Origin of the sequence: Cypionkella sp. (assembly GCF_030652235.1) — a bacterium.
In the GTDB taxonomy this organism is placed as follows: domain Bacteria; phylum Pseudomonadota; class Alphaproteobacteria; order Rhodobacterales; family Rhodobacteraceae; genus Cypionkella.
The window spans coordinates 65,979-84,295 of sequence record NZ_JAUSBA010000016.1; the positions used below are offsets into that span (position 1 = coordinate 65,979).

The 18,317-nt window shown below is 59.3% G+C and carries 15 protein-coding genes; 6 read left to right on the plus strand and 9 right to left on the minus strand.

From position 1 onward, the window contains the following. Nucleotides 1-431: 431 nt before the first annotated feature. From Q7V03_RS04190 to Q7V03_RS04210, 5 genes are read right to left on the minus strand one after another with little or no spacing between them, the layout of a single operon-like run. The gene (locus Q7V03_RS04190) at nt 432-1,958 is read right to left on the minus strand and encodes an indolepyruvate oxidoreductase subunit beta family protein (RefSeq protein WP_304924353.1); all 1,527 of its coding nucleotides are present in this window, start codon (nt 1,956-1,958) and stop codon (nt 432-434) included. Continuing rightward, nucleotides 1,955-4,099 carry an indolepyruvate ferredoxin oxidoreductase subunit alpha gene (locus Q7V03_RS04195; RefSeq protein ID WP_304924354.1) on the minus strand — a complete coding sequence of 715 codons (2,145 nt, stop codon included), beginning with the start codon at nt 4,097-4,099 and terminating at the stop codon, nt 1,955-1,957. The genes Q7V03_RS04190 and Q7V03_RS04195 overlap by 4 nt, the downstream gene beginning before the upstream one ends. Beyond that, nucleotides 4,100-4,570: a MarR family winged helix-turn-helix transcriptional regulator gene (locus tag Q7V03_RS04200; protein WP_304924355.1), complete on the minus strand. Its 471-nt coding sequence runs from the start codon at nt 4,568-4,570 to the stop codon at nt 4,100-4,102. Then, nucleotides 4,567-6,138 carry an NAD(P)/FAD-dependent oxidoreductase gene (locus Q7V03_RS04205; protein ID WP_304924356.1) on the minus strand — a complete coding sequence of 524 codons (1,572 nt, stop codon included), beginning with the start codon at nt 6,136-6,138 and terminating at the stop codon, nt 4,567-4,569. The genes Q7V03_RS04200 and Q7V03_RS04205 overlap by 4 nt, the downstream gene beginning before the upstream one ends. Nucleotides 6,139-6,141: 3 nt before the next feature. After that, nucleotides 6,142-6,930, minus strand: a complete 789-nt coding sequence (locus tag Q7V03_RS04210; protein ID WP_304924357.1) for a cyclase family protein — start codon at nt 6,928-6,930, stop codon at nt 6,142-6,144. Between the two features lie 99 nt (nt 6,931-7,029). On the opposite strand from Q7V03_RS04210, the gene Q7V03_RS04215 reads away from it, so the two are divergent. From Q7V03_RS04215 to Q7V03_RS04240, 6 genes are all read left to right on the plus strand, one after another. Next, a complete protein-coding gene (locus Q7V03_RS04215) occupies nt 7,030-8,595 on the plus strand; it encodes an NAD(P)/FAD-dependent oxidoreductase (protein WP_304924358.1) in 1,566 nt (521 codons plus the stop codon). A 33-nt stretch (nt 8,596-8,628) separates the two neighbouring features. Beyond that, a complete protein-coding gene (locus Q7V03_RS04220) occupies nt 8,629-10,149 on the plus strand; it encodes an ABC transporter substrate-binding protein (RefSeq protein WP_304924359.1) in 1,521 nt (506 codons plus the stop codon). Between the two features lie 117 nt (nt 10,150-10,266). Continuing rightward, nucleotides 10,267-11,277, plus strand: a complete 1,011-nt coding sequence (locus tag Q7V03_RS04225) for an ABC transporter permease (protein ID WP_304924360.1) — start codon at nt 10,267-10,269, stop codon at nt 11,275-11,277. Beyond that, a complete protein-coding gene (locus Q7V03_RS04230) occupies nt 11,270-12,121 on the plus strand; it encodes an ABC transporter permease (protein ID WP_304924361.1) in 852 nt (283 codons plus the stop codon). The genes Q7V03_RS04225 and Q7V03_RS04230 overlap by 8 nt, the downstream gene beginning before the upstream one ends. Beyond that, nucleotides 12,118-12,987: an ABC transporter ATP-binding protein gene (locus tag Q7V03_RS04235; RefSeq protein ID WP_304924362.1), complete on the plus strand. Its 870-nt coding sequence runs from the start codon at nt 12,118-12,120 to the stop codon at nt 12,985-12,987. Before Q7V03_RS04230 ends, Q7V03_RS04235 begins: the two co-directional genes overlap by 4 nt. Next, nucleotides 12,980-13,795, plus strand: a complete 816-nt coding sequence (locus Q7V03_RS04240; protein ID WP_304924363.1) for an ABC transporter ATP-binding protein — start codon at nt 12,980-12,982, stop codon at nt 13,793-13,795. Before Q7V03_RS04235 ends, Q7V03_RS04240 begins: the two co-directional genes overlap by 8 nt. A gap of 69 nt (nt 13,796-13,864) precedes the next feature. Here the strand turns inward: Q7V03_RS04240 and Q7V03_RS04245 are convergent, their stop codons facing one another. From Q7V03_RS04245 to Q7V03_RS04260, 4 genes are all read right to left on the minus strand, one after another. Then, a complete protein-coding gene (locus tag Q7V03_RS04245; RefSeq protein ID WP_304924364.1) occupies nt 13,865-14,320 on the minus strand; it encodes an RbsD/FucU family protein in 456 nt (151 codons plus the stop codon). Further along, on the minus strand, nt 14,320-15,240 hold the full coding sequence (locus Q7V03_RS04250) for a carbohydrate ABC transporter permease (RefSeq protein ID WP_304924365.1): 921 nt from the start codon (nt 15,238-15,240) through the stop codon (nt 14,320-14,322). Before Q7V03_RS04250 ends, Q7V03_RS04245 begins: the two co-directional genes overlap by 1 nt. Before the next feature lie 11 nt (nt 15,241-15,251). Then, nucleotides 15,252-16,358: a carbohydrate ABC transporter permease gene (locus Q7V03_RS04255; protein ID WP_304924366.1), complete on the minus strand. Its 1,107-nt coding sequence runs from the start codon at nt 16,356-16,358 to the stop codon at nt 15,252-15,254. 127 nt (nt 16,359-16,485) lie between these two features. Further along, complete coding sequence (locus Q7V03_RS04260) at nt 16,486-18,123, minus strand: extracellular solute-binding protein (RefSeq protein ID WP_304924367.1); 1,638 nt, start codon at nt 18,121-18,123, stop codon at nt 16,486-16,488. Nucleotides 18,124-18,317 lie beyond the last annotated feature (194 nt).

Sequence of the window (18,317 nt, forward strand, 5' to 3'; positions counted from 1 at the left end):
GCGAAGTTTAAAGGAGATTTTTGCTGATATTGACGGCAAATGGCGAAGCTGAGCCATTGCGAAATCACACGGCCTTGAGTGACCGATGCATGGGCGCATCCGGCAGGATTTTCCCGCAGCAACGCAGCGACAGGGGCAAGTGCCATGGATGAAGCGAAGAAGAGAATAACCGAAAGCCGTGAGATTTTGGAGCTTTGAAAAATTATTTCACTCTGAGCCGATGCTATGCTGCATTCAATCCAGAGGCCTCTGACGGGAGTATTTTGCAAAAAGTAATACCCAAAAGTCTCCCCTTACAAGGTGCTCTTTGCAAGATACTCCCGCCGGAGGCTTTATAGCTTTCAGCCGCCAGAACGTTAAAAGTCTCTTAACTGCACACCATCAACACATTGTAATTACTAATAAAAATAAGGTCCCACGTTGGGACCGCATCAAACAAAGCTCCGCACCGTCGCCAAAGCGCCATCCAAAGCCTTGCCCTCTTCATCCATCAAAGCCGCCTCCCGCAACCGCCGCGCCCAATCCGCCGCATCGGGTCTGCCCGCCACCAAAGCGATGCCAGCCAGCACCCGATCAAACTTGGAAAGCCCGCGTGCGTGGGTGTCAGAATAGCCTTTCACCAGCCGTCTGCACCGGGTCACCTCGACCGCGAGATCATAATTGCCGGGCAAATATCCCAACGCGACCCCCAGCCAGAGCTTCAGATGCGCCACTTCCTGCGCGTGCCGCAGCGACCCCAACCGCCGCCGCTTCATCCCGCCCAAAACATACAGCATCAGATAGGCCCGCAGACTGTCCGTCCGCATCCGCCGCCCCTTGTTGAACCATCGATCGAAGCGCGCCATCCAAACCGGGCTGGCCTCCAGCTTGGCGCCCAAACGCGCCGGAAACAGCCCGACAATTTCTTCTGCACGCGGATGCAGAAACTCGGTCAGTTGCACCACATTGCCAGCCTTCGCCCCCATCTCAAGCGCAATCCGCTCCGCCCGCCCCGCGCGGGTTTTCAGATCCGCCACCCGGATCACATCATCATAGGCCATCGCATTGGCGATGTATTTCGCCGCTTGCCTAGACAATTCAAAGGTGCCGCTATCCTGTGTCAGCACCACCTCCACCCGATCAAGATACGCCGCTCCGTAGGCCAGATCCTGAAATTCCACCACCTTGCGCAAGCCCAGCACCGCCATCTCGGCCACCGCCATAGGCATGCGCCCCGCCCGATCCGCCAGCGCCTGCCATTCCGCCAGCAGCCGCGCCGACCCGCGCGGTGCAGCCACCTCGGCCACTGCCACTTTCGGCAAACTCACCGGCCCCTGCGCCGCAGCATAGCCCGCCGCAAACGCCCGCAACGAGGCCTCGGCCCCCTTGCCGCCCGATTTTATCGCCGCCTCAAACGCCTCACGTGGGAAGGGCAGCACCTCGGCCCCCGCCAACGCCCCAAACAAACTCGCCGAAATCACCGAGCCTTGCGCAATCGCCAGCGCATCGAAATCCGCCGCGATGAACCTGCGCGACGCCACTTCCGCCGCCGCAATCACCTCCTCGGATGAGGCAATCCCATCGCCTGGCACCATCTTTTCGCTGACCGCCAGCGCGCGATGCGTCGAGGTGATCAGCGTGGTGCGATCCGGCGTCACAAAGCCCCGCATGATCGAGCGCCCGGCCTCCATCATTTCCGCCGTCACCATGATGTCGACATCGCCCGCTGCGGGCATCAGCGAGAATACGGGCGCGCGCGGACCAACGGGTGCCATTTCAACATAGTAAACCGTAGCCCCGGTGCGCTGCGCCACCCCCGCGACCGAAGTGGCCTGACAGACATAGCCATTCGCCCGCGCCACCGCCTCAATCCACCCGGTCAGCACGCCGCCGCCCTGCCCGCCCACCGCCAAAAGCGCGAGTTTGATCACGCCGTCCATACCCTTGCCGCCCGCCGGAATCGCCTGATGCAAACTCATACCGCGCCCCCGAACACCAAACGTTTTGCATCGCGCCGGCGTTGCAGCCAGCCGATCACACGGGCACGAAATCCGGCTAAACGCACTTCAAACCCGGACGGGTTATGCACCACATCGGCGCGGTAAAAGCTGGGGCAGAGCACCGCCGCATCGGCAACCTCACCACAGTTGCCGCAGCCGACGCAGGATTGGTCAATCGACGCCACCGGATCATCGCGCAACGGATCATCCAGCTTTTTCAACGACAAGGACGGGCAGCCCGACAACCGGATACAGGCGTGATCGCCGGTGCAAACCGCCTCGTCAATGCCAAAGCGCGGTATATCCACGCGACGACCTTGCTTGATCGCCGCCGCGCGCAACGGCTTTTCGCGGCGCTGTTTGTTCAGCATACACTCGCTTGAGGCCACAATCACCTTCGGCCCCGGCGCATCGGTGGTCAGCGCCTCGCGGATGGTGTCGCGCATCTTTTTGACGTCATAGGTGTGGTCAATCTGGCGCACCCAATCAATCCCGATGCCGTTTAGCGCCTTGGAAATAGGGTTCTTGGTGGCCTTGGTGGCGTTGTCGGCGCGGCTTGACATCACATCCTGCCCGCCCGTCGCCGCCGAGTAGAAATTGTCGACCACAATCGCCACGCCATCGGATTTATTGAACGCCATATTGGTGAACGACGAGCTTAACCCGTTGTGCCAAAACCCGCCATCGCCGATGATCGCAATCGGCCGACGCTCTCCACCGCCATCAAACGCCGCATTCGCCGCAGGACCCAAACCATAGCCCATCGTCGCCCCGCCAATTTCAAACGGCGGCAGACTGGCGAACAAATGGCAGCCAATATCCGCCGCAATCTGATGCTTGCCGAGTTCCTTTTCCACCAGTTTCATCGCCGAGAAAATTGGCCGTTCCGGGCAGCCGGTGCAGAACCCCGGCGGACGGATCGGCACAGTTTTTGAAAGATCAGGAATGGCGGGACGGTCGATATTCGGGCTTCGCACCGCCGCCGCCAGCATCTGAGGCGCTGCGGTTTTCAGAAACCCCGTCACCGCCTCAAGCATCACTGCACCCGTGTACTCCCCGGCCAGCGGAAACAGCCCCTTGCCGTGCAGCTTCACCGCCGATTCCGCACGATAGAGGAAGCTGCCCAGCTGGGTTTCGATAAACTCCGGCTGGCCTTCCTCGATCACCAATACATGATCCTTGCCTGCACAGAATTCTAGAAACTCAGCCGATATCAACGGGTAAGTCACGTTCAGCACATAGATCGGCACGGCGGATTCACCGTAAATATCCGCCAAGCCAAGCCGCTGCAACGCCCGGATCAGCCCGTTATACATCCCGCCTTGCACCACGATACCGAAGTCAGATTTCGGCCCGAACACCTCATTCAAGCCCCGCTCGCGGATGAATTTCTCCGCCGCAGGCCAGCGGTTTTTGACCTTATCCTGCTCATGCGCGAAGGACATCGGCGGCAAAACCACCCGCGCGAAATCGCTGCGTGGGTTCGATAGTGCGTCTTTTACCGTCAGTTTCGGGCGTTGGTTATCGCGCGTCTGAAACGACCCTGTGACATGGCAAGACCGGATCCGCACCATCAGCATCACCGGGGTATTCGACACCTCCGACAGCTCAAACCCATCCGACACCGCCTGCACAATCGAGGGCAGATTCGGCCGCGGATCAAGCAGCCAGAACTGCGATTTCATCGCAAAAGCATGGGTGCGCTCCTGCATAATGCTGGACCCCTCGCCGTAATCCTCGCCCACAATCACCAAAGCGCCGCCGGTGACGCCCGATGAGGCCAAATTCGCCAGCGCGTCCGAGGCCACATTCACCCCGACCGAGCCTTTGAACGTCACAGCCCCGCGCATCGGATAATGCACGCTTGCCGCCAGCATCGCCGCCGCCGCCGCTTCGTTGGCGTTGGCCTCAAACCGCACGCCCAACTCGCCCAACAGGTCCTGCGCATCAGCCAAAACGTCCATCAGATGCGAGATCGGCGCGCCCTGATAGCCGCCGACATAGGCGACGCCGTTTTCCAACAGCGCCTTGGTCAGTGCCAAAATCCCCTCGCCGGTGAAGGTTTCGCCTGCGCCCAAACGCAGATCTTCGACTTCGGCTTTGAAAGAACGCTCTGCCATCTAAATCTCGTGCTTTCTGATATTTGTTAGCATTTTCTGAAGGGTAGCGGTGAAAGCCAGCCGTTCGTCCTCGGGGATACCGCGAAACATCCGCGCCTGCGCTTTCGCCATATGTGGCCACAGCGACTCAAACGTCGCGCGCCCGGCCTCTGTGATGAACACCCGCACCGCGCGGCTGTCGGCGCTATCGGCCTCACGCCGGATCAGCCCGTCAGCCTGCAACTGGTCCAAACTGCGGCTAAGGGTGGACGGATCAACGACCGTATAGATCGCGAGTTCGCGGATCAGCGGGCCTTCGATCACCGAAAGCACCGCCAAAGCGCGCATCTTCGGCGTGGAAAGCCCCAAATCCGCCATTTCCTCACGCAAGCTGGCGTTGTAGCGCCCCATGATGCGGTTCATCAGATAGGGGGCGAAGTTGGTTAACCCAATCTCACCCAAACGCGGCACTGCGGGGGTTTCATCGTTCATGCGCCCAGCCTCTTTGCCGCGTTATAGCCCGAGCCGCCACCAAGCCCCGGCCCCGGATGCGTCGAGGCACCAATATGGATCAACCCGCGCACAGCACCCGTGCCGTTGGTCGAATGCGCGAAGGGTCGCCAGATGAAAAACTGGTCTATGCTGCAGGCCCCGCCATAGGGATCGCCGCCGACAAGGTTGCAATTCATCCGCTCCAAATCAGCCGGGGAATAGGCTTTCCGCGCCAATTTGATCTGGTCGAAATCCTTGATATGGCACCCTAAAATCGCCTCGATCCGGTCTGCAAACGCTTCCCGCGCACCGTCCCAATCCTGCGCCACAATCTCGCCGCCTGCATCGCCCTTGATCACGCGCGGCGCATCGGGGATTTGCAACCACAAGATTGCTTTGCCGTCTGGACAGCGGCTGGGGTCCAAGCGGCTAGGTTGACCAACGCAGATCGTGGGCGTTGCAGGCAACATCCCCCGCTCGGCCTCATTGGCGGATTTCGACACCGAATCCACGCCATCCGCCAGATGGATCAGCGCCACATCCTCCAAGCCAGCGGTTAACCATTCTGGGTGACGATCCAGCGCATAATGCAACTGAAAGTTGCCACGCCCATGCCGGAACTGCCGCACCGCCGCCTGTTCTTGGGGCAGAGTCACATCTAGCAAGTGCCCATAAAGCTGACCCGGCGCGACCGAAGCCAGCACCGATCCGCAAGCAATTTCCGCGCCGCCTGCCATCCGCACGCCCGTCACCCGACCGTCCCGCGTCGTGATTTTCGCAACCTCGGCGCCCGTGCGGATCACCCCACCATGCGCCTCAATCAACCGCCGAAACGCCAGCGCCGCTTGCCCCGCCCCGCCTTTCGAGATCGGCGCACCCGCCGCTTCCAGCGCGAAAGCAATCACTTTGCACATCTGCGCCGAATAGCTGGACTCTGGCGTTAACCCACAATGCAGCACCCAAGGTGCCCACAACGCCTGCACCAGCGGGCTTTGATAATTGCTCTGCAACCACCCCCGCGCCGGGGTCAAAGCACTCCCCATCCAGGCGGCAAGGCCGCGCAAGCCGCGCTTACGCACCTGCCCGAACAACAGCTTCACTGTGGTCCAAGCCCACAGATTCCCACCCAACAACGCGAACAGGAACGGCGCATCGGCTGCAATGCCACCCACATCGCGCGCATGCTGATCGCCATCTCCTGCCGACAAGCCATTGAAAATTCGTACATTCTGCGCCGCATCCATCGTCAAAACCAATGAAGTGCCATCCGGCCGCAGCACCGCCGTCGGATGCGGCGCATGGCAATATTCAAAGCCGTGCCGCGCCAGATGCGGCCCCAAAGCAGCCCCGGCAGGCGAGGTCATGAACAGCACAAAGGTCGCCGCCATCACGTCATGCCGGAACCCCGGCAGAGTCACGTCTTCGGTCAAAAGACAGCCGCCGATCCGATCCTCACGCTCTAACACCAGCACGCGCGCGCCTTTCAGCGCCAGCATGCTGGCCGCCACCAGCCCGTTGATCCCCGACCCGATGATGACGTGATCAAATGTCTCCAGGCTGGTGGCCATAGGTTAACGCGCCACCAGCGCCAAGGCCCGAATGGGCGAGCCGGTGCCATTCTCAATCTTCAACGGGGCCGCGATCAGGATTGCGCCCTTTGCGGGCAGACGGTCCAGATTGGCAAGGGAAGCCAAGCCGTAGCAGTTGTTCTTATGCAGCAGGTTATGCGCCGGGAACGGCGGTGTCATCCCGCCGGCCTGCCCCGCATCGGTGCCAATGCACTGGCTGCCCCAACCGACAATTCCCTTTGAAATCAAATACTCAATGACCTCGGCAGTCGGCCCCGGCGTATGTGGCCCGGTTTCATTGGCGTTCAGGAACAGCGCCTCGTCATGGCTGCGCTGGTCCCAGTCGCTGCGCAAAACCACCCATTCCCCCGCACCAATCGCGCCATGCTTGGCTTCCCAAGCCTTCACATGTTCAATCGTCAGAAGGAAATCCGGGTCAGCACCACATTCTGCGGCAAAGTCCAAAACGTTAACAGGGGCGACCAAGCGTTGCACAGGCAGCGTGTCGGTATAACCGTCAGCATAATCCTTGCCGGTGATCCAGTGGTGCGGCGCATCAAAATGCGTGCCGGAATGCTCGCCCACTTTCAGCCAGTTCCACGCCCAGAACGGGCCATCGGCGTCGTATTCCGAAATCCGGTGAATCTCGACCGCGGGCGTGTCTTTGGCGAAATCCGGCGGTAACTTTAACAGCGGCGTCTTGGGCCCCAGCACCCCAGTGCAATCGACCACTTCGACCCCGCCCGAGGCGAGCATTCCGGCCAGACCGGCCAAAACATCAGCTGAACTCATCGCTATCTCCCTGATTGCGGCGGCTGCCCCGCCTTATGGAATAAGACTAGACAGAATTAAATGCATTTGCAAATATCCTTAGGTCAACCGGAGCGAAATATGTCCGAAAGCTACGACGCGGTCTTCATCGGTGCGGGCCATAACAGCCTTGCCTCTGCCCTGCATCTGGCCGCTTCCGGCTGGAAAGTGGCCGTGTTCGAACAGGCTGCGGTTGCAGGCGGCGCGGTGAAATCTGGTGCCTATACGCTGCCGGGATTTCAGCATGACTGGGCGGCGATGAACCTGTCATTGTTCGCCGGATCGCCGTTTATGAAGGTCTATGGCGCGGAATTGGCACAACATGGGCTGGAATTTGCGCCTGTTTCCAATCCCTTCGCCTCTGTGTTCCCCGATGGCACATGGTGCGGCGTCTCGACTGACGCAAGCGCCACATGCGCGCGTGTTGCAAAGCTATCCCTGGCGGATGCTGCGACTTGGGCGCGGCTGACGGAGGATTTCGCGTCTGAGGCCCCGCAGCTGTTTGGCCTGCTTGGCGCACGCATGAAATTACATGCGCTTGCATATTTCGTGTTCAAAACACTTCGCAGCAAGGGTCTGGGCGGCACGTTGGACATGACCCGCTTTCTGCTGCAATCGCCGCGCCAATGGCTAACGCAAACCTTCGAATCCCCGAAAGTGCAAGCGATGCTGGGCGCATGGGGCATGCATCTCGATTTCGCCCCCGATACCGCTGGCGGCGCGCTGTTTCCTTATCTGGAGGGCATGGCAGGCCAGGCGTTTGGCATGGTTTTGGGCAAAGGCGGCGCGGATACCATCATCCGCGCGCTGGTTGCCGCGATTAAAGCGCGCGGCGGGCATATTGAAACCAATCAAACTGTCAACCGCATCCTGCACACCAACGGCAAAGCCACCGCAATCCTGCTGGCGGATGGCCGCGAAATCACCGCCCGTCGCGCCGTGATCGCCAATGTCGCGCCGCGTGCTTTGCCCCGTCTGACCGGGACCACCAGCGATTTTGACGCCAAACTGACCGCCTTCACCCATGCCCCCGGCACGATGATGATCCATCTGGCTTTGTCCGATCTACCCGATTGGACAGCGGGCAATGATCTGAAATCATTCGCTTATGTGCATCTTTCCCCCAGCCTTGATCAGATGGCGCGCACCTATCAGCAGGCCAAAGCGGGCCTGTTGCCGGACGAGCCGATTGTCGTTGTCGGCCAACCCACCAGCGTTGACCCCAGCCGCGCGCCTGAAGGCAAGCACACGCTTTGGTTGCAAATTCGCATGGCGCCGGGCGCAATCAATGGTGACGCCAAAGGCGAAATCAGCGCTACGGATTGGCCGCAGGCCGCCGAACCCTTCGCCCAACGCGCGCTGGATATTCTGGAGACCTACGCCCCCGGCACCCGGACCAAAATCCTTGGCCTGCGTATCGTGCCGCCGAGCGAACTTGAATCCGACAACCCCAATCTGGTCGGCGGCGATCAGATTTGCGGAAGCCATCACCTTGCGCAGAACTTTCTGTTCCGCCCGGTGCGCGGCCATGCTGACGGCTCAACCCCGCTCCAAAACCTGCACCTGACCGGGGCCGCCGTTTGGCCCGGCGCGGGGCTGGGGGCCGGGTCAGGCTTCCTTCTTGCCCAAAAACTGACCGGGAAATAACCTCGGCTTCATCCATAACCACAGGGAATTGCTATGAAACTCAACCGTCGTGCGCTTTTACAACTCTCCGCTGCCAGTGTGTCGCTTGCGGCTTTCAGCCTGCCCGCTCGCGCGCAAGCCATCGAAGAACTGGTGATCGCCTATAACGTCAACCTGCCCGCTTGGGACCCGACCACCGGGCCATCGGCGGTCAATCCGACGATTCAGGGCATCTACCAATCGGTGTTTGACCAATACATCCTGCAACAACCCGATCTGAAGCCCGCCCCCGGCATTCTGACCGAATGGGGCTGGAACGACGACAAAACCCAAGTGTGGATGACCGTTCGCGAGGGCGTCACTTGGCATGATGGCTCGCCCCTGACGGCGGAAGATGTCGCGTGGAGCCTTGCCCGCGTCGCCGATCCCGCCACGGGCAGCCCGATTCAATTCGTCTGGGGAACCCTGACAAACCACCGGGTTGAGGGCAACAAAGTGCTGGCCGATGTCGCGCAATTTGACCCCACGATCTTCAAATGGATGTATTTCCTGACCGGTTATGTGCTGCCGAAAGCCTATTACACATCGGTCGGCGCCGAAGGCTTTGAGGCCGCCCCGATCGGCTCTGGCCCCTATATGGTCGAGAAATTTGAGCGTGACGCCTTCGTGCGCTTGAAAGCCAACGCGAATTACTGGGGTGGCAAACCGGAATTTGAAACCGTCACCATCAAATTCGTCACCGACGCCGCTGCCCGCGTGGCCGAGGTCGAATCCGGCAACTCGCACGTCACTTTGGAGGTGCCTTACGAAGAATATGACCGCCTGAAAGCCACGCTGACCGGAACCGCGACACCTATTTCCGACATCGGCATGATTTTCCTGAATGATATCGAGGTGATGCTGGACCCGAATGTGCGCAAAGCCGCAGCGCATGCCATCGACAAACAAACCATCATCGACCGTCTGCTCAAGGGCTATGGCGTGGCGATAGATACGCTGGAAACCCCGCAATACGACGCCTATGACGCCAGCATCAAGGTGCCTTACGATCCTGATCTGGCGGTGAAACTGTTGGCGGACTCGGGATATTCCATTGATAACCCGGTGAAATTCAAAATCCAGACCACCAAGGGTTTTAAGCCAAAAGACTATGAGATGATCCAAGCCATCGTCGGGTTGTGGCGCAAGGTTGGCATTGAGGCCGAGATCGAAGTCTACGAGATCGCCAAGCATTACGAGTTGCGCGCCGCCGACCAACTCGCCCCCGCCGCCTTCTACAACTGGGGCAATTCGGTGGGCGATCCGACCACTTCGACCGGATTTGCAATGTTTGGTCCAAGCCCACATTCGGTCTGGGACGGCAAGGACCTGATCGACATGATCGGGCCGCTCTGGGGTGAAAAGGACGAAGCGAAACGCATCGACGGCTGGAAAAAGGTCGACGCTTTCATCGCCGAAAATGCTTTGGTGATCCCGCTGTTGCAATATGTGCAGCCGATCTTGTCGGCGAAGGGCGTGGTGGTGACGCCGCATGCTTCGGGTGCGCTGCTGCCGCATCTGATGAAGCGGGCTTAACTTCATTTACCGGTAAATACCTGGGGGACTTTGGTCCCCCAGCCCCCCTTCGGCATCGTCCTGCCAAACGGGCAGCCGCCTGAACCGTTGCCTCGCCCCCAAGGAAGCCCCCCGCCTATGCAATTTCTTCAATCGGTGCTTCTTCGATTATGCACCACCCTGATCACGCTGGCAGGCGTGGCGGTGATCGTGTTTTTCGTCATCCGCGTGGTGCCGGGCAACCCGATCGCCATGATGCTGCCCCCCGGCGCAACCGAGGCTGATGTCGCCCGGCTGACAGCGCTGTACGGGCTTGATAAATCTATCCCGCAGCAGTTTTTGATCTGGGTTTCCGGCGTGCTGCAGGGCGATTTCGGCACCTCGATCACCACCAAACAACCAGTGTTGCAACTGGTGCTCAGCCGCCTGCCCGCCACGTTAGAGTTGTCGGTGATGGCGCTGATCATCGCTGTCATCCTCGGTGGTTTCATGGCGCTGACCGGCACCCGCCTGCGCGGCAGCAAGACCGAAGCCGCGATAGACGTAGGCAACGGCATGGCGCTGTCGGTGCCCGATTTCCTCTGGGGGTTGATCCTGATCCTGACGTTTGGCGTTTTGATCCCGATCTTTCACATCTCGGGCCGCGTCACCCCCTCCCTTCCGCTGCCGTTCACCACGAATTTCTACCTGACCGAATCCGTGCTGCGCCTGCGCTTTGATCTGTGGTTGGATATCGCCGCCCATATGTTCATGCCAGCCCTTGCCCTTGCGATCCCCCTTGCGGCCATCATCGGCCAACTTCTTAAACAATCGCTTAAAGAGACCATGCATCTGGATTACGTCACCCTTGCGCGCACCAAGGGCTATTCAGAAACCCATGTCATCCTGCGCGAGGCGCTGCCGAATGCCATCCTGCCGACGCTGACCTTGGTTGGCGTGCAGTTCACCTTTCTGATCGGCGGCACGGTGATCATCGAGCGGCTGTTTTCCTACGAGGGCCTTGGCAACATGGCGATTGATGCGGTGATCAACCGCGATTTGCCGCTGATCCAAGGCATTGTGATCCTGTTCGCGGTGATTTTCACCGGGGTTAACCTGTTGGTGGACCTGACTTATGCCGCCCTGAACCCGAGGTTGCGCCATGCTTGACGGACGCAGCGCGATCAAGCGCAAATTGCCGACGCGGCTGGTTTTGTCGGCCACATGGCTGACCCTGCTGACGCTTGCCGCCGTGTTTGCGCCCCTGATCGCGCCAAAAGACCCCCTCGCCCAAGACCTGTTCCTTGGTCAGTTGCCGCCGTTCTGGGTCCAGGGTCACGAGCCCGGCTATCTGCTCGGCACCGACTCGCTGGGCCGCGACGTGCTCAGCCGCATCCTTTACGGTGCGCGATTGGCCCTGACCGTGGCTCTGACAGCCGGAACAATCACCTGCATCATCGGCGCCACCATGGGCCTGCTTGCCGGGTTTCTGCGCGGTTGGGTCGATATCCTGATCAGCCGGGCGATAGATATTTGGATGGCCTTCCCGCCCGTGCTATTTTCAATCCTGCTGATCGCCGTGCTGGGCCCCAGCTTGACCTCGATCATCATCGCCATCGTGGTGATCGACTGGACGCGCTTCGCCCGCGTCATCCGGGCCGAGGCGATGACCCAAGGGGCAATGGACTACGTCGCCTCGGCGCAAGTCGCGGGCCGCACCCGGCTATCCACCATGATAACCGAGATTCTGCCCAATGTGCTGCCCACCATCGTCGTTCTCCTTACGCTTGAAATGGGAATTTCCATCATCGTTGAAGCCATCCTGTCTTTCGTCAACCTGTCAATCTCCACCGATGATCCCACATGGGGCGGCATGATCGCGGAAGGCCGCGCGAGCATCCACCAAGCCTGGTGGGTGTTGGTGTTTCCACTGATCACGCTTTTCCTGACCGTTTTAAGCTTTTCGCAACTGGGTGAAGGGTTGAAAGACCGCTTCGATCCGGTGCTGCGATGAGCTTCCTTTCGATCCGCAATCTGTCGGCCCGTCTGAAAGGTCGGCCTGATCAAATCCTGCGCCGGGTGTCGCTGGAGGTCGCCGCTGGCGAAGTGCGCGGTCTGGTCGGCGAATCCGGCGCGGGTAAGTCGATGATCGGCAAGGCTATTCTGGGAACCTTGCCGCAATCGGTTGAGATCACCGGCGGGCAGATCATCCTCGACGGCACCGATCTGCTCAGCCTGCCCACCGCACAGCGCCGCACTTTGATCGGAGCGAAATGCGCGCTGATACCGCAAGATCCGCTGACAGCGCTGAACCCGTCGCGACGTATTGGGCCCCAGATCACCAACCGTCTGGTCGATATTCTGCACTGGACCCGCGCCGATGCCGAAAAACGCGCCCGCGACCTTTTGGCCGAGGTGCAAATCCCCGATCCTGAGCGGGTGATGCGCAGCTATCCGCATGAACTTTCCGGCGGCATGCGGCAACGTATCCTGATCGCATCTGCCTTTGCCGCTGAACCCAAGCTGATCATCGCAGATGAGCCGACCACGGCGCTGGACGTCACCGTGCAAAAGCAAATCCTCAAGCTGATCGCGGCGATGCAGGCCCGCCACGGCACGGCTTTGCTGTTTGTCACCCACGATCTGGGCGTGGTATCCAAGGTCTGCCAAAGCCTGTCGGTGCTTTATGCGGGCTATGTGCTGGAAGACAGCACGATACCTGATTTCTTTCATACGCCCAAACACCCCTATTCCCGCGCATTGCTGGCGGCGACCCCGAAATACACCGACCCTGACGGCAGCCTAACCCCGGTGTCCGATGCCGTGATCGCAGCCACCCGCGCCGAAGTCGAAGCCGCAGATCGGAGCGCGCATGTCTGAACTCTACGCCGCAAAGCTTTACCAAATTGATAACTTGCGGCTGTCCTTGGCCGACATGACGCAAAAACCGCTGATTGGGGCAGCACCGCGCTTGGAAATCCTGAAGGGGCTCAGCTTCAGCATCCCAAAGGGCGAAATCCTTGGCATCGTCGGCGGCTCAGGTTCCGGAAAATCCACGCTTGGTCGCGCCTTGGTGCGTCTGCTAGAGCCCTCTGGTGGGTCGATAAAATTCGACGGCCAAGATATCACCCACCTCGCCGAACGTGAGTTACGCCCGCTGCGGCGCCGCTTTCAGATGATCTTCCAAGACCCGATGAGCAGCCTCAATCCGCGCCACCGTATTGGCCAAATCATCGCCGCCCCGCTGTCTTTGCACGGCCTGAGCAATCCTAATATCCGCGTTTTAGAGGCGCTTGATCACGTCGGCCTGCCCCGCAGTTTCGCTACCCGTTACCCGCATGAACTCTCGGGCGGTCAGCGCCAGCGTATCGGCATCGCCCGCGCCATTGCCTTGAAACCCGCGTTTATTCTCGCCGATGAGATCGTCTCGGGCCTTGACGTCTCAAGCCAAGCGCAAATCCTCAACCTGCTGGAATCTTTGGTGAAAGACCTTGGGTTGACTCTGGCTTTTATCAGCCATGACCTTTCTGTGATCCGCCGCCTCTGCACCCGCATCCTTGTGCTGCACCAAGGCCAAATCGTCGAGAACGCTGCCACCGCTGAGGTGTTCGCCAACCCGCAAGCTGCCTATACCCGTGAGTTGCTCGATGCGATCCCGCTGCCCGACCCGAACCAAGTTTGGGTATAAACAGTTTCATCTTGGCAAAAATACTCCCGCCGGAGGCTCCGCCCAGGGGGCAAGGCGCAGACTTTCCCCCTAAAGCCTCGCCAAATCCACCACGCCCTTTTTCAGAATGAAGCAACCATACGGCCCCGGATCAGAGGTGCGCACGATGGCAAAGGCGCAGCCTGCCGCCTCATAAAACGCAAACCGCTCCAGCGCTTGCATCGGCACCGCCCACCCTTCGGCGGCGTCAATCACGCCCTGCACCAACCCAAACACCGGCATATCCGCCCCCGGATCGCCCACCACCTGCATCCGGCTTACGGGCGCATCCACAAATGTATCCAGCGGCAGCAGGGTCAAAATCGCGGCCAGACCAGTGGGAATATCGCAGCCCACCATGTCAACCACCCGGCCATGCGTGGTTTTCGCCGCAATCGTCGCCGCTGGATGGTTCACATCGCAGATCACCAGGGTATCGCCATGCCCCATCCGCATCAGCACATGCACAACCTCCGCCGACAGATGCCGATCAATACCTTTGAGCATTACTTAATCGCCCCCGCCGCCATGCCCTTGATAATATAGCGTTCCAACACCACACCGATCACGATCAGCGGCAGGATCGCGGCCCAAGACAGTGCAGCCATCGACCACCAAGAGATCCCCTGCGAGCCGGTTTGTGAGGCCACCATCACCGGCAAAGTGTTGGCATGGGTCGAGGTCAGCAGCGCTGCGAAGAAATACTCATTCCACGTCAGCACCAAAGACAGAATGAACGCAGCCACCATGCCCGGCAGCGCAATCGGCAGGATAATGGTGATAAACGCCCCCCAGATCGACAAGCCATCGACCAAAGCCGCCTCTTCTAATTCCGTCGGAATCGAGGAAAACTGATCGCGCATGATCCAGATCACAATCGGCAGCACCGATAGAGTATACAGCAAAATCAATCCGATACGGGTGTCGAGCAGCGCCAGTTCCTTATACAGCACCAGCATCGGCAAAGCCAAAACCACAGGCGGCAGAATCAGTTGGCTGAGGAAGAAAAACGAAATGTCGCTGTTGCCCATCCACAGGAATTTATAACTGAAACGGCTTAACCCATAGGCCGCAAGTGACCCCAGCATCACTGCCAGCACCGAGGATATGACCGAGGTGATCGCCGAATTTGTGAAGCGCTTCATAAACTCGTCGCGCACCGTGCTATCTGCGCCAATCGTATCAGGCGACAGGCCCAAAGATTTCCAACCCAACCATTTCGGGGTGAAATCCCACCACGGGATCAGATTGCCCTTCATCACATCGGGGGCCATTTTGAAACTGGTGGTCAGGGTCCAATATATTGGAAACAAACAAATAAATGCCCACAAGATCAGCAGGCCATAGACAAAAAGCCGCCCCGTAAACCATTTCGGGCGAAAGCTGCGATCTGCCGCAGAATCCTTGAAAATCTGCACGTCACTCATACCAGCTTTTCTCATGTTCTAGGCCTCGCAAACCGATCCGCAAGCTTCATCAAAATCGTCATCACAATGATGATCAGCACCAAATAGAACATCGCCAGCAGCGTGCCGTAACCGACATTCGAGCGATCGCGATACTCGCGGAAAATGAACGAGGTCACCGTATCGGTCGCGCCGCCCGGCCCGCCAGACGTCACCGCAATCACAATATCGGCCAGCTTCAACTTAAAGATAATCCGGATCAATATCGCGGTGATCGACACCGGCAGCATCATTGGGAAAGTCACCTCCCAAAACGCCCGCCAGCCATTCGCGCCATCGACCTTGGCGGCCTCATTCAATTCCTTCGGGATCGCCTGCAACCCCGCCAAAATCATGATCATCATAAACGGAATGAAGGTCCAGGCGTCCATCAGCATGATCGTCGCTTTGGCCACTCCCGGCGTGCCAAAGAACGAAGGCGTCTCCCAGCCTAGAAACTTGGCCAGCCGTGCCACCGGGCCAAAACGCGCCTCTAGCATCGACTTGCCGATCATCCAACTGACCGCCACGGGCGACAGCATCAGTGGCAGCAGAAACGCCACCCGGAAGAACTTCCGCGCCCGGATTTCAGCGTTCAACGCCAAAGCCAGACCGAAGGCAATGGTATATTCCACAAGAATTGCAAGCACATACCAGACCATGTTCAACAATGCGTTCCAGTAGAATGGATCGGCCCACATCTGCCGCACATTGGCCAGCCCGTTGAATTGCCGGCCATCCGGGCTGGACAGGTTCCAATCCGAAAACGCGATCACCAGCCCGAACAGCAGCGGAAACACGGTCAACGAAATCACAAACAGCGCCGCAGGCAGCACGAATAAGGTGCGCTTGCCCTGCTCACCATACAGCAAAACCTGCCCCCAGCTGAGACAAATCGCCCAGAAGATATAAGCATACAGCGTCGGCCGCCAACTCGTCAGGCCAAAGTCATGCAGACCCTGCACCTGCATCAGTTGGGCCAGAGCCACAAGCGCCATCAGCAGGCCCGAGCCCCAGATGATGCCGCGGCCCCACGCCTTTCGGCTGTTCGAGATATTGTCATTGCTGACAACGTGTAAAAGATCGCCTGATCCGCTCACCGCATCGCCCCGCTTGGGAAAATTAGGGTGCGCAAACCATGCGCACCCACCGTCATGCCAGCATAAGGTTAAAAGTCCCCTATGCGATGATCGTAGGGTGGGGTTTCAACCCACCGCTACGCCGAACTCACATCCCCAAGCTGGCCTTATACAGCGCAATCTGGCTGTCGCGGCCGATCTGATCGGTGATCTTCTCCCAAGCCGCCGCAATCGCATCGGCGGTTTCTTGGGCCGATTTGTATTGGCCGGAATAGCCCTTGGCCAATTCATCCTCGGCAACCGAATAGTATTGGAAGATGCCGGGGATACGCGGTTCAATCGCGGCGTTGGGGTGGTTGTAGCTGTCAAGGTTGGAACCGAGATAATCCTCGATGAACGCCTTGTCATAGCCTGCGGCCACCCATTCGTCATAGTTGAACTGGCTGTTGCGGTAGGGTTGGAAGCCCGAAGGATAAGCGGCCATCCACAAGGAAATGTCCTTGCCGCCCAGATGCGCCGCCGCAGACCAAGCCGCTTTGCGCTTTTTCTCATCCGCCGAGACGCGGTTGGTCACATAGACGCCCCAGCCAAGGAAGGCCATGTTCGGCGACTCGTTGTAGGTTTCCTCCCATGCCGAGGTCTGGGCGTTGTACACCTTGTCCGAGCCGCGGTTGATGCCAAAGCCCACCACGTCGCCGACCACCGAGGTATCAGAGGTGCGCGCGTTCGAGCCCACGTCGCCCCACCACATCAGGCTGGATCCGGTGCCCGCGAGAAACTGCGAGAACGCCGTGGTGCCCGGATCGGCGTTGATCTGGTCTGCCGGATAAGCCCCCGGGGTTGCGATCAGGTCCATCACGTCTTGAATGGCCTGCACCCAACCCGGATTGTTGACGCGCGGTTTCATCGTTTCAGGATCGAACAGCCAAGCTGGATCGGACGGATGCTTCACATACGCCGCAGCCCGGTTTTCCAGGAAGTAGAAGCCAAAACCGCCCCAGCCCTTCAACGGGTCCAGATAGCCAATCGCCGGCTGCCCGGTCAGCGGATCGGTCTTGCCGACAATAGCCTTGGAATAGGTGTTGACCTCTTGCCAGGTCTTCGGCGGCTCTGCCATGCCAGAAATCGCACCCTCACCGAAGTAATCCGTGCGATAGGCGAAGGTGTGGCAATCGCCGTCGATGGAGATGCGGTAGGTCTTGCCATCCCATGTCCCAACCGGGGCTTTCAGGTAGTTCACATAATCATCCATGTCGATCTGGGTCTTGACCCAATCCGGCATCTCATCCAGCAAGCCCTTGCTGGCGGTATCACCCTCCAGCGGCGCACCCATCGCCAGAATGTCGAAATCGACGGTGCCTGTGGCAATGCTTTGCTGCAAGCGCGGGTTGTAATCAGCCTGTGCAAGGTCAATCCAGTTGATCTTGGCGCCAGTGTAAGCCTCCCAGCCTTTCAGCAAGCCCCGGAACAGGATGTTGTGCAAGCCGTTGTTGTTGATGCCAAAGAAGCTCAACTCAACGCCGGCAAACTCGCCCTCGGCGACGTTGGTCTTGGTGCTGTCGAGACACATCTCGCCAACCTTTTGCCAATCCGCATCGGTGGGCGAGCCTTTGCCCACACCAGGGATCTGCAAGATCTGTGCGCGCACCGAGTCTTGTGCCATGGCGGGGCCGTAACCCATCACCTTCGGCATCACCGCGAGTGCGGTCAGCGCGGTCGCCCCCTGCAACATGCGACGACGGCTAAGTGTGGCCTGAACAGCGGCCTGATAAAGTTCTACTTTCAAGACGTCTCCTCCCTTTTTGCTCTTCACGGCCAAAGACCGCCGAGCTGTTATCTGTCGAAACTTTGGAACCCGGTACTTATGGAAACTCGGTGGCCCGTTTGGCACACCCTGCACGCAGGCCTCCCCTCCCACCGCAAACACTTTCCTTGGCCTTAGCTTGGCCTGCCCCAATCCGCCTGTCAAGATTCTAACAT